A 13097-nucleotide genomic window follows, 5' to 3' on the forward strand; every position below is an offset into this window, starting at 1 on the left:
CCCCTCAAACAACCCGTCCATCATTGCCAGAGCCCGCAGCCAAATTCGGGTTTTGTCTGGGATCACACATTTTTGTCCGTACAAAACTGGAAAATTTTCATCCAAATATCCTTAATATTTCCTTAAGTATTCTCTGATACCATGCGCGCTCTTTTTAACCAACCTAAGAGTATAAAATGAAAAGAAAATTTGATGATTTTCAAAAACCAGAAGAAAATAATGAAGTAGAAATAACAGAAGAAAGTAATTCTCCTAAAGATAAAATTGCTAAAAAACTTCTGAGTTTTCTAACCACGAGCAACCTTTGCAAAGTTGAAGCTCAGTTATCTGAGTCTTTTGATCGCCACAATCCACCTGGAACAGGTCCTGCTTTCTAATCAGCCTATTCTTGTACAGGGATGTATACCCTCACCCACCGTTGCTCGGAATATAAATATCAAAACGCACTACCTTACCCGGAATATGGGTTGTCGGCGGCAAAATTGCTGCTAAATGCTGAGGCCATTTGATCACTACTCGTTTCATTGCCCGCGATAAAGCAACCTCAAGCAAGGCTTGGGCATCATTGTCTGCACCCAAAAGTTGCTGCAAAGCTTGCATATCTTTTTTGACTAAGGCTGCCTTTTGCCGTGTCGGATGCATAGGATCAATATAAATCACATCGGGATAATCAGCTGGACTTAGAGCCTGTAAATAAGTCTTTGCATCAGCTTCATGTAAATCAAGCCTTAAATTTTTCCTTGATTGCTCATCTTGTCGTGCTAAACCATCTCTTAACAAGGCAGCGATAACTGGTTGACGCTCTAGCATTAATACTTCTGCCCCAAAACTAGCTAATACCGCAGCATCGCGTCCCCAACCAGCGGTGGTATCAATAATCCGCACACCAGGACTGGGTTTGCAGGCCTTAACGAGTCCCTGCTTTTTCCCAGCATCACGCCGCTTTTGCCAGGTTTTGTGACTAAAATCACTGTACAAAGGCGAAAAGCTATCCATTTTCAAGACTAATTTGTCTGCAGTTAGCAGCAATTTATTTTTTGCTTGATTATCAATGAGCAAAGCCAAGCTCTCAGCAAGCTCTTTAGCCTGTTCATAAAGGGATTCAGCCTCATAGGCTATAACCAATTGCTCCGTCATTTATGAGCCAAAAGACAATCCACAAATTGTGCAAGTGAATTAAACACTGGAACATGAAGATAGTCTTGCAAACTGACGCGGTCAGTCATCGGTGATAAAACCATGATAGGCGTAGCTCCTGCAGCTTCTGCAGCCTGAATATCAGAGACCCTATCACCAACGAAGGGTACATCGCTCAAGGCACAATTCATGCGTTCTGCTAAGGCTAGCAGCATTCCTGGCTGTGGCTTACGACAAGAACAACCTGCGTCGGGCATATGTTTGCAATACTCAATGGCTTCAATATCGCCACCCACAGCCCGAACTAAGTGAAGAAGTTTAGCGTGGATAGCGCCAAGCTCCTCTTCACTGTAATAACCCCGGGCAACACCCGATTGATTAGTTGCAAGACCAATGCGATAACCTGCCTGAGTTAAGCGAGCTATAGCAGCAATGCTCCCCTCAAGGGGTATAAACTCATCAACGGATTTGATGTAATGCAAGGAATCCTGATTGATAACCCCGTCTCTATCTAATAAAACTATTTTATTCATAGGCTTCGTTGTAGTAATGGTAACTTCTTAATAAGAAGAGACACCGTCATCCTGAACGCAGTGAAGGATCTCCTGAATGTGGCTTTGTGCCTGCATCTGGAGATCTCTCACTCCGTTCGAGATAACGTTTTATTGAGAAATTACTAATAATGAAATATCAACAACCCCTTGTAACAAGGATTGCAATCTTGCCAATAACTGCAAACGGTTCTTTTTCACAGCCTGCTCATCAACCATCACCATAACCTGCTCAAAGAATGCATCGACTGGCTCACGTAAGCTCGCTAATTGGCTCAAAATCTTGCCATAATCTTCCTGCGCATAGAGTGGCTTAAGCAGTTTTTCCATTACCTGCAAATGAGTAAAGAGTGCTTTTTCTGCCCCCTCTTCTAGCAAAGACTCATTAATTGTTTCTGCCTTGGTATCTGACTGCCCTGCCTGTTGCAAAATATTATTCACACGCTTACAAGCAGCAGATAGAGCTGAAGCCTCCGCTAATTTAATGAAGGAAGCCAGGGCATAGATTCGCTTATCAAAATCATAGAGCCATTCATCTTGGCGAGCACGCACGGCTAAAACCTGGTCAACACTAAAACCAAGCCCCTGATAATAAGATTGCATCCGCTCCAGGATAAAGGGTTTTAACTCTGCAAGTGGTAGATCTGCGGCCGGAATTCGACCACCATAGACCCTCTGTGTTTCAGCAATGAGCTCAGACAGTTTCAGCGCTGTTGGTGTAGCAACCAGCATGCGCACCACAGCCAGTGCATGTCGGCGTAACTTAAAGGGATCTTTTACCCCGGAAGGTTTCTGACCAAGAGCGAAAATACCCACTAAGGTATCCAGACGATCTGCCAAAGATAAGGCTAATCCAAGTCTTGAACCAGGCAGCTCGTCACCAGCAAAACGGGGCATGTATTGTTCATTTAAGGCAAGAGCAACATTAGTAGTCTCGCCATCATGACGAGCATAGTAATAACCCATCAAGCCTTGTAGCTCAGGAAACTCACCAACCATGCCAGTCATGAGATCGCATTTGCTTAACTCAGCGGCACGACTTGCTTCCTGGTTATCCAGTTGCAAAGGCTTCTCCAGAAAATTCATTAGAGCCTGCACGCGGGTGGTCTTTTCTTTAAGACTGCCCAATTTATCCTGGAAGACTACATTTTCAGTCGCTGGGATATGTGAACTGAGTGGCTGCTTTTTATCTTGATGGAAGAAAAAGGCCGCATCACTCAAGCGTGCGCGCATCACTTTTTCATTGCCTGCAACGACTTGCTGCGGATTGGAGCTGACAATATTCGCTACCGTAATGAAATGGGGTAACAGTTGTCCCTCTGCATTTTGCAAAGCAAAGCATTTTTGATGGGATTGCATGGAAGCAATTAAGGCTTCCGCAGGCACATCCAAGAATTCCTTTTCAAAATTCGCAATTAAGGCCTGTGGCCATTCAACAATCGAAGTCACTTCATCGACCAAGGCTTCAGGCATAACTGCACGGGCACTGTGTTGAGCCGCCAAGCCTTCGACTTGTTCAACAATGAGAGCTCGGCGCGCTTTAAAATCAGCAAGGACATAGGCCTCTTTTAGCAAGGCCTCATAATTCTCTGCCTTGGTAATTTCGATAGCCTGAGGATGATGGAAACGGTGGCCATAACTCTTACGTCCTGTTTTAACACCAAGAATTTCACAATCAATAAGCTCATTCCCATAAAGCAATAAGGCCCAATGCACCGGACGGGCAAATTCTGCATCACCCATTCCCCAACGCATCGGTTTAGGAATAGGTAAGGTCGATAAAGCTTGGTTAATCATAGCTGCCAGCAGGTCTCGAGTTTTTGCACCCTGGCTCAACGATTCGTAAACCAACCATTCGCCTTTGTCTGTCTTGGCAACGGTTAAATCGCTCACAGCAACCTTGCATGACTTGGCGAAACCCAATAAGGCAGGGGTTGGCTGGCCATTCGCGTCATAGGCTGCCACCAAAGCGGGACCACGGCGCGTCAAGGACTGACTTGGCTGCTCATCTTGTAAATTGCTTATAAAAACTGCTAATCGTCTTGGTGTTGCAAAAGAACGTAGTTCGCCATAGGAAATTTGGGCTTTTTCAAGTACTGCTACCAAATTAGTCGCGAGGGCTTCTGCTAAAACTGAAACAGCACCTGAGGGCAGTTCTTCACAACCCAGTTCAAATAAAAAATCATTCGCCATTACACACCTTTTTGCATAGGAAAACCCAGCGCTTCACGCGCATCATAGTACGCCTGCGCTACCGCTCTGGATAGATGTCGTACTCTTAAGATATATCGTTGCCGCTCAGTTACCGAGATAGCCTTTCTTGCATCCAATAAATTAAAGGAATGTGAGGCTTTCATCACCATTTCATAAGCCGGTAATGGAAGGTTTAAGGCAACTAGTTTTTGTGCTTCCCCTTCATAATAGTCAAACTGTTGAAACAAAGCATCGACATTGGCATGTTCAAAATTATAGGTCGACATCTCGACTTCATTTTGATGGAAAACATCGCCATAGGTTACAACGCCATGCTCTGTTTTACACCAGGGCAAATCAAAGAGATTATCAACACCAAGGACAAACATCGCAATTCGCTCAAGGCCGTAGGTCAATTCGCCGGTAACCGGTTTGCATACTAAACCACCAACCTGCTGGAAATAAGTAAACTGAGACACTTCCATACCATTTTGCCAAACCTCCCAACCAAGCCCCCAAGCGCCTAAGGTTGGCGATTCCCAGTTATCTTCAACAAAACGGATATCATCAGCCAAGGGGTCAACCCCTAGCGCACGCAGGGAATCAAGGTATTTTTCCTGAATATCCAAGGGAGAAGGTTTTAGAACAACCTGGAATTGATAGTAGTGTTGCACACGATTTGGGTTTTCACCGTAACGACCATCTGTTGGCCGTCGTGAAGGCTGTACATAAGCGGCTGACCAAGGCTCTGGCCCTATAGCACGCAAAAAAGTTGCTGGATGGAAGGTTCCCGCACCCACTTCCATATCCAAGGGCTGTAATATTACACAACCTTGCGAAGCCCAAAACTGCTGCAAAGCTAAAATAATATCTTGAAAAGTGGTTGGTTTTGTCATGATTGTCTCGAAAATTACGAATACGTCAGATTGATAGCAGAATTGCGCTTATCATACATCTTTCTTAGGTAGACAAGAAGCCTGTTAATGTAATAGAGCCTCCCATATTCGTCATTCTTCGCTGCGTTCCCAAAGACATACGTCATGTCGAACGTAGAGAGACATCTCCTGATGTGTAGCACTGTGCTAATCCCGGAGATCCCTCACTATGTTCGGGATGACGGGCTGTGTCCCCCCGCGCTACGCGCGGTGGGAAGATGGCGAAATCTCAAGAAGCAGAGCTTGAACCTGCACTCTTGATAAGTTCTTGCAATGACTCTTCGCTAGCAGCACCAGGGATAAAGGTTGGTGTTGTGCCTTGCTTGAGTTTGCCGTCTGGGGTGGCAGCCAGAATAAAGGCCGGTGTTCCCATTAGATGCAGTTGTTCTGCTAATTGACGATTAGCGTTTAGAGCATCAGTAACTGTCTTGCTGTTCATATCTGCTTTTAATTTCGCAACATTCAAACCAGCAGCTTTAGCAGCGCTCATAATCATATCATCGTTCAAACGACCGTCTTGTTTGATTAGCGCATCATGCATTGCCATATATTTGCCTTGCATAGCAGCAGCTAAAGCAGCTCTGGATGCAGTTTCTGAGCTCTTACCAAAGATTGGGAATTCTTTGTAAACAATGCGCAGATTCCCGTTTTGTTTTGCCAGATCGCTGATCACTGGAGCCATTTTTTTACAATGGATGCATTGATAGTCAAAAAACTCAACAAGGGTTACATTCCCTTTAGGATTGCCAGCTACAGTGAGGTTATCATTGATGATCTTGTCTGCATTAGACTGAATCGCAGCCTGTGCCTGAACTTGCATGGCTTGTTGTTGTTTTTGTTGTAAGGCTTGAGAAGCTTCTAGCAGCACTTCAGGGTTCGCAACCAGATAGTCATGGACAATCTTCTCGATTTGTTTTTGCTGTGCATCAGACATCGGAGATGTACTGGCATCAGTATTTGCAGCTGCAGCAATTGCAGCAGGTGAGGCCATTGCAGTCATCAATGCGCCTGCAGATAACAAACTTGTCAATTTCACTCTATTCCCCTTAGATAATAGTAAAAATAATATATTTTCTGAACACATGTCGAAATAAACCCAGAGACCGTAGCACCAGCTTAGGTTAAATTCAATATGTTAAAGATAAAATTCTTCTAATCAGCTTTGAATCCCCGCGGCTTGACCGCGGGGTCTATGCAGCTTTCACCGCCAGCAGATCCCGCGGTCAAGCCGCGGGAATTCGAGTTTTCTGGGATTACACATTTTTGTCTTGTATTGACGTTAACTTGTCCAAAGTTCTTCTTTTCACCCTAAAAAGGTGCGCAATCATCTTCCAAAATAGTTAGGTTGGCGTAAGCTAACACTAACCATTTGGCCCCTTCTCTAGCAAATTTTACCTGTACTCTGGTATGAGCTCCAGCCCCTTCAACAGCTAAGACAACGCCTTGGCCAAATTTTGCATGAGTGACTGTTTGCCCAAGTTTTAGACCTGCGTCACTTGCGGCAGAAGTTGAGGAAAACTGTGATTTCTGCGTCTTTGGCGCCTGATAGCGCGCTGTAACGCGAATTTCATCAACCAGCTCAGAGGGCAATTCACGTAAAAACCGTGAGGGACGGTGATATTCTTCTCGGCCATACTGACGGCGTACTTCAGCATAGGAGAGGACCAATTTTTCCATCGCCCTAGTCATGCCCACATAGCAAAGACGACGTTCCTCTTCCAAACGCCCCGGTTCTTCAATCGACTGTTTTCCAGGGAAAACCCCTTCTTCCATCCCCACCAAAAAGACCAGAGGAAATTCCAATCCCTTAGCTGCATGGAGAGTCATCAGATGGACATAGCGCTCATGCTCAGCCGCCTGCATGTCCCCAGCTTCCAGAGAGGCATGGGCTAAGAAGGCAACCAGTAAGGGCAACTCTTCTTCCGCATCTTGCTCATAGCGGAATTGTTTTGCAGCGTTAACCAATTCTTGCAAGTTATCTAATCTGGACTCTGCCTTATCTCCTTTGACCTTGGAAAAATGTGCATACAAACCACTTAGCTCCATCACTAAGCTAATTTGCTCATCCAATTCTCGATCTTCTGTTTCGCGCTGTAAGCGCTCGATTAATTCAATAAACTTTGTCAGAGCTACAGCGGCACGTTGCGGTAAAGCTTGTCCCTGTAAAATTGCCTTAGCAGCCTGCCACATAGACATTTGCTCAGCTTTGGCAAAATGACGTGTTTCTTCCAGGGTTTTCTCGCCAATACCGCGGGTTGGAAAATTAACCACGCGCTCAAAGGCGGTATCATCATCAACATTAGCAACTAAGCGCAAATAAGCCAGGGTGTCCTTAACCTCCGCTCGTTCAAAAAAGCGGACACCTCCATGGATTCGATAAGCAATACCCGCACGCAGCAAGGCTTCTTCTAAGACTCGTGATTGGGCATTGGAACGGTATAAAATTGCAATTTCCTCGGCACCGCGGCCTTGGCTAATTTCCAAAGCAATACGCTCGCTGACAAAGCGCGCCTCATCTAATTCATTAAAAGCGCTGTAAAGAACAATTTTTTCGCCGGAAGCCCCAGAGGTCCACAAGGCTTTGCCCATTCTGGAGTTATTGTTAGTAATCAGTGCATTGGCTGCATCAAGGATGGTGGCAGTTGAGCGATAGTTCTGCTCTAGTCTGACAATCTGTGTATTCTTGAAATCCTTGGAAAATTGCTGAATGTTTTCAACCCTGGCACCACGCCAACCATAAATAGATTGATCATCATCACCAACAGCCATAACCGCTGCATGTTCACCGGCGAGCAACCGAATCCAGGCATATTGGATTGTGTTTGTATCCTGAAACTCATCAACCAGAATAGCCTGAAACCGCTGGCGATAATGCGCCAAAAGCTCGGCATTATCTCGTAAAAGCTCATGGGTTCGCAGCAACAATTCAGCAAAATCAATAACCCCGGCCGTCTGGCAGGCTTGCTCATAAGCCTTATAAATCTCTACTAAGGTACGACCAGGTCCATAGTGCAGCACATTAACATGCTGTGGACGCAATCCCTCATCCTTTTTGCCATTGATAAAGGACTGTGCTTGTTTAACCGGCCATTGTTCCTCATCAAGATTCAATGAAGAAATAACTCGTTTAATAACACGGGCTTGATCTTCGCTATCCAAAATATGAAATTGCTCAGGTAATTTGGCTTCCTGATAATGGCGACGTAGCAGGCGATGGCAGAGCCCATGGAAGGTACCAACCCATAAGCCAGCTAGCGGAACTGCCAGCATAGAACCTAAGCGCTGCTTCATTTCACCAGCCGCTTTGTTAGTAAAGGTTACGGCCAGAATAGAATGCGGTGATAACTGTTCATGTTCAATAAGCCAGGCAATGCGACTAACCAAAACCCGTGTTTTCCCCGAACCTGCACCCGCTAGCACCAAGGTGTTACCAAGCGGCGCGGTTACGGCCTCACATTGTCTTTCATTGAGTCCGTCAAGAAGCCTGTTTATCGTCATAACTCTGTCCTGGGAAAAATCGTGCCCGCATTATCTTAAATTTAGCAGTCAAAGACAAAGCTTTCTGAAGGCTTTCTGTGTAGATAGCCAATTAGAATAGGATTTAAACAGATATTTTCCCTCTGTTTTTAGCAACCATTTAATTTATTTACACATTTTTTATAAAAAACTATTGTCGGCTATCCCCATTTTAAGCTATGTTGAATTGAACCCATCTAAAAATGGGTTTTTTAATTGTCATTTAAGGACGAATGCAATTGCTCAACCAAGCCAAATTTGGTTGACGATTGGTCAGAGATAGCAAAAGGAGGAAACATGGCTACTGGCGAGGTTAAATGGTTCAATAATGCCAAAGGTTGGGGCTTTATTATGCCTGAGGGTGGTGGTGAAGATATTTTTGTACATTTTTCTGCCATACACGGTACAGGCTATAAAACCCTAGTCCCAGGTCAACAAGTGAATTACGACCTTGAAAAAGGAGAGCGTGGTTTACATGCATCTAACGTAATTCCTCTGGCGGAAGTAACCGATGCCTAGCTTTTGTGTTTACTATCAATTCATATGAGTTAGTCCTTCCGAAAAATGAATTGATAGTAAACCTAAATCTTCCTATGATGGCGAATATTCTGATATCGATTAATCCTGCTCATGAAAAAAGGTTTACTGCTAATCAATCTTGGGACCCCTGATGCCCCTTACCCCCCTGCTATCAGGCGCTACCTAGCCGAATTTCTTCGAGATAAACGAGTCATCGATTTGCCTGCATTACTAAGATATCCTCTGGTTTATGGCGCAATTCTACCCTTTCGCCCCAAACAGACAGCCAAGGCTTATCAAGAAATATGGACAGACCAAGGCTCCCCCTTAGAGATTCATAGCTTCAATTTACAAAGAAAGCTGCAGGAAGGTCTTGGTGAGCAATGGCTGGTGAGTTTGGGCATGCGCTATGGCAAACCTTCGTTGCAAAAAGGTCTTGACCAACTTAAGCATTGCGAGCAACTAACGATACTGCCGCTCTATCCGCAATATTCATCAGCAGCAACCGGTTCTGCCCTTGAGAAAATTTTAAGTTTAATTGCGAGTAAAACTACGATCCCTTCTCTAAATTTAATTCGCGATTTTTATCAGGATCCTGGTTTTATTAGATCCCAGGCAACCCTAATTAAACCTGAGTTGGATAAAAATGATTACCTTTTATTTAGCTACCATGGCGTACCGGAACGGCATCTAAAAAAAAGCGGCTGCTCGAAAGTTTGTACTGTGGCCTGTGCGCCTATTAGCGAAGCTAATCAAGCTTGCTATAGAGCCCAGTGCTATTCAACAACACTCGCCCTGGCTCAGGAATTACAACTTTCTGAGACAAAATACTCTATGTCTTTCCAATCCAGATTAGGAAAAACACCTTGGATCAAACCTTATACCGACGAGGTCTTAGCTGAACTAATCGACAAAGGGATCAGACGTTTAGCCATAGCCTGCCCTTCCTTTGTTGCGGACTGCCTTGAGACGCTTGAGGAAATTGGGATTCGCGCAAAGCAACAGTGGCTAGCTCTCGGCGGCGAATCACTGTCGCTGATTCCCTGCGTTAACGATACAGACCTATGGGTTGAAGCACTTTGTCGCCTCGTCACTGGAAAGAGTTAAGCTAGCTGCTCCACTCCAGAATGTATAAGGCGATTGAACAGCTGAGCTGTTAACCTGATTTTCATCAGCACCCAACTGACTAAACAGGGTTAGAATGGCTGGCTGCCCTTTAATATCAAGTGCATGACTAAGGTCTAGGAAATCTCTTAGTACCCTAGGTTTTTGACGTTCTAGCAATTTTAGAAGGTTCTTGGGGTCTGCGATTAACAATCTAATCTTCTCTGCCGATTCCAGCCTGGAGAATAAACCCCAATATTTTTCATAGATATCTTCAGGAATTTGCGCTCTAAGGGCATAACTTAAAACACCGTCGATATCCTTTTTATGCACATAACCGCGCTCGAACAACAATCGAGCAACCTCCCACTGTCTATTTAAGACTGCAATTTGCAAGGGAGTACAGCCCGCCCCCTCCGAAAGCTTAGCAACATCAGCGCCGCTAGCAACCAGGTACTTAACTATTTCAAACTCACCCTCTTTGGCTGCCCTGTACATAGCATGGTATCCCCATTTGCTTAGCTGATTCACCTCAGCACCCTGCTCAATTAAAGACTGAACCACCTCAAGCAAGCCGCGTTCAGCAGCGCTATGTAAAGGACTTGCACCACTATTTCTTGTCATATTAATTGCCGCAATACGCTCCTGCTCTGGATAGCAATTCAGTATCAACCTTAATGACTCTGGATTATTCACATCAAAGAGGGCCGTTTTACCTTCGACATTCTTATGCCTGAAATTGACGTTAGTACGCGCAAGGATTTTGCCAACCATAGCTGCATTGCCATACCAGGCAGCGATCATCAACAGGCTGACCTCGTCACTTAAACTAACAACATTCACATCGGCGTTTTTTTCATACAAATAATTAAAAATCGCTTCATAGCCCTTTTGGGCTGCACAATACAAGGGTGTCTTTAGGTTGTCATCGAGAATTTCGATATCCGCCCCAGCCTCAACAAGGGTTCTCACCATCTCCGGGTCATTGTTATTGACTGCTAGAATTAGGGGAGCATTATCATTTTTGTCTTTGATATCAAGACTAGCAGAATTGCTAATCAAGAACCTTGCTAGCTCACGTCCACTCTCATTCCTCCTCTCATATAACACCTCTTCCAGCGCATTGTTTAAAGGTGTATTAGCTGATTTGTCCTGAATATCCAGATAGGCACCCGCTGCAATAAGCTGTTCAACCAGCGCTATATCAGGTTTTAGAACGGCAAGGTGTAAGGCGCTCTGCCCATATTTTTCGGACATCGCATTAATATGAGCCCCTTCCCCAAGTAAGGCAAAATCAATACGCCCTTCATCAAGGGCTGCCATCCATCCCCGATTAACCTGAATTAGCCTTTCCAATTCGTCTTTATGCGCTGTACCGGCCTTTTCCATCAGTAACTCAAGCAGTGCGGCACCATTTTCTTTTTGAAAATAAAGAGCGAAGGCTATCGCTTTCTTTAGATCTTCATTGTCTTTTAATAGCCCTTCTTGGCGGAATAAGGCGGTAAAAAACTGTTCACTGTTGGTTCTTATTAAGGCGTTTAACGCTTCGGATTTACATTTGTTGAAGAAGAGATAGGGAAGCGACTGGTCGGCTAAATAGAATTGTGATTTAGAATCGCTATAACCATAATAATCCGGCGATTCTATTTTTATTGTTGGATAATCACGCAATGCCACTTCGCGGCTAATACCGCTTTGCGTACCTGTATTCACCTGAGTCAGCGGATAAGCGCCGGAGCAAAGTGTTATCGCCAAGGCGCGATACATATCGACAGCGATTTCTTTTGCTTCTGTTTTAGCCTCGATCGAATCGAGACAAAGTGCCGCAGTTTTTGCACGCCAAGCCCAGGACTGGGCAATTACCTCGTCATCCAGACTCGGATTGTCAGCATTCCCCTTCCATAATACATAAAACCCCCCAAGCTCCGAGCAAATCCCATGCAGGGAACAAGCTGCCCCTTGGCCGCCGAGATGTTGGCAGCACTTAGTCATTTTCCCCAGGCAGGCGGCTATTGCGGCTCCCTGGTCAGAGAGGGTGTCCAGTTTTGTTAAATAATAGCCAGGATAACCTAAGCTGGTACCGTCAATAATAAGCTTTGGAATTGCTTCACTGTCTTTACGAACCAGAGAGTAAAACAAGGCAATATCTCTTTCTGAGATACCCTGTTTAATCAGAATTCCTTGCGCAGGACTAGCTTGTTGCAGGTATTGCTCATAAAAGGCAGAGAGTAGGCCTACATTCGCCTTAGGCAGTTCAATACCGCGTGCAATGGTTGCCAATTCTATACTTAAGAGGCTTTGTTGCTGGCGTAAATTTGATAACTCTTTTTTACGTCTTTCTTTTTGTGCTGCTGTTGGGTGGAGCTGCGGTTTTTGGCTAATTTTTCTATATTTTCTTTTTACCCTATCTAATTCGCTTTGTTTCTTTTTAATCTCGTCATCATTGAGCGGGCTCGTTTCTCGCTCAGTCCGGATTAATTTTCCAATTGCTTCAGTATGAGGAAGTAAATCACGAAAACGAGGATTTAGCAGGTTTATCCTGCCTTGCACTCCCTTTTTGTGGCTTAGGCTCTTCCAACTATAAAAATCACTATCCGCCGCTGGTAAATCAAACAAACAAGCATCGTGCACCGGATAAGTTAGAGCGCCTTCTTGATTAAATTCTTTGAGATAATTCACTACCTTTGCAACATCCTTAAAGAGTAAGGACAATTTAAAGGCATGCTCTTCTGCTCGGCCATTCTGCTCTTCCTGAAAAGCATGCTGGCATAGGGGCAAAATCTGGCAATATAATTCGTGATTATAAAAGGGCGCATAATCACCTTGTGGTTCATAAGGCAGCGTTTCTACGCTCTCTCCAGGCATAGGCTATCTCTCGAGATTATATAGTGAGGTCTTGCATAACCAGCTTAGAGCAAGGCACAAGGGGTTCCAAGGATGGAGGAGGTGAATGAGTACCAGAAAACCCTTTGTAACACCGCAATAAAGTACAAAATGCAGGCTATGCAAGTGTCTTATTTTAAAATGCCCATCCTTAGTGGATGATTATGAAATGATGCACTTTTTTAATAGTGACTATTGTGGGAATGAGATAATCAAGAGGTTTTTTCTCAATTTTCTTGCTAAGATGCCGCCCAAACTA

General features: G+C 44.6%; 10 protein-coding genes. 3 read left to right on the plus strand and 7 right to left on the minus strand.

Annotation, left to right across the window (positions count from 1 at the left end; genetic code table 11):
* Window positions 1-176 precede the first annotated feature (176 nt).
* The gene (locus BN1094_RS08565; protein ID WP_043874018.1) at window positions 177-377 is read left to right on the plus strand and encodes a hypothetical protein; all 201 of its coding nucleotides are present in this window, start codon (window positions 177-179) and stop codon (window positions 375-377) included.
* 31 nt (window positions 378-408) lie between these two features.
* Here the strand turns inward: BN1094_RS08565 and BN1094_RS08570 are convergent, their stop codons facing one another.
* The 6 genes from BN1094_RS08570 to uvrD all read right to left on the minus strand — a co-directional run bounded on the left by BN1094_RS08570 (window position 409) and on the right by uvrD (window position 8314).
* Window positions 409-1137 (minus strand): class I SAM-dependent methyltransferase, encoded by a 729-nt coding sequence (locus BN1094_RS08570; protein WP_043874019.1) that lies wholly within the window; start codon window positions 1135-1137, stop codon window positions 409-411.
* Window positions 1134-1670, minus strand: a complete 537-nt coding sequence (gene gmhB / locus BN1094_RS08575; protein ID WP_043874020.1) for a D-glycero-beta-D-manno-heptose 1,7-bisphosphate 7-phosphatase — start codon at window positions 1668-1670, stop codon at window positions 1134-1136. The genes BN1094_RS08570 and gmhB overlap by 4 nt, the downstream gene beginning before the upstream one ends.
* Window positions 1671-1799: 129 nt before the next feature.
* Window positions 1800-3881 (minus strand): glycine--tRNA ligase subunit beta, encoded by a 2082-nt coding sequence (gene glyS / locus BN1094_RS08580; RefSeq protein ID WP_043874021.1) that lies wholly within the window; start codon window positions 3879-3881, stop codon window positions 1800-1802.
* The gene (gene glyQ / locus BN1094_RS08585; protein WP_043874022.1) at window positions 3881-4777 is read right to left on the minus strand and encodes a glycine--tRNA ligase subunit alpha; all 897 of its coding nucleotides are present in this window, start codon (window positions 4775-4777) and stop codon (window positions 3881-3883) included. The genes glyS and glyQ overlap by 1 nt, the downstream gene beginning before the upstream one ends.
* 268 nt (window positions 4778-5045) lie before the next feature.
* On the minus strand, window positions 5046-5852 hold the full coding sequence (locus BN1094_RS08590) for a DsbA family protein (protein WP_043874023.1): 807 nt from the start codon (window positions 5850-5852) through the stop codon (window positions 5046-5048).
* 272 nt (window positions 5853-6124) lie between these two features.
* Window positions 6125-8314: a DNA helicase II gene (uvrD, locus tag BN1094_RS08595; RefSeq protein ID WP_043874024.1), complete on the minus strand. Its 2190-nt coding sequence runs from the start codon at window positions 8312-8314 to the stop codon at window positions 6125-6127.
* 315 nt (window positions 8315-8629) lie between these two features.
* Here uvrD and BN1094_RS08600 point away from each other — a divergent pair, with 315 nt between their 5' ends.
* Both BN1094_RS08600 and hemH read left to right on the plus strand, forming a co-directional pair.
* Window positions 8630-8851: a cold-shock protein gene (locus BN1094_RS08600; protein ID WP_043874025.1), complete on the plus strand. Its 222-nt coding sequence runs from the start codon at window positions 8630-8632 to the stop codon at window positions 8849-8851.
* Window positions 8852-8962: 111 nt separating this feature from the next.
* Entirely contained in the window at window positions 8963-9958 is a 996-nt protein-coding gene (gene hemH / locus BN1094_RS08605; RefSeq protein WP_043874026.1) for a ferrochelatase, read from the plus strand.
* Here the strand turns inward: hemH and BN1094_RS08610 are convergent.
* Window positions 9914-12820 (minus strand): ankyrin repeat domain-containing protein, encoded by a 2907-nt coding sequence (locus BN1094_RS08610; protein WP_043874027.1) that lies wholly within the window; start codon window positions 12818-12820, stop codon window positions 9914-9916. The genes hemH and BN1094_RS08610 overlap by 45 nt on opposite strands.
* Between the last annotated feature and the right edge of the window lie 277 nt (window positions 12821-13097).

The sequence above is a fragment of the Legionella massiliensis genome, assembly GCF_000756815.1.
Classification (GTDB): domain Bacteria; phylum Pseudomonadota; class Gammaproteobacteria; order Legionellales; family Legionellaceae; genus Tatlockia; species Tatlockia massiliensis.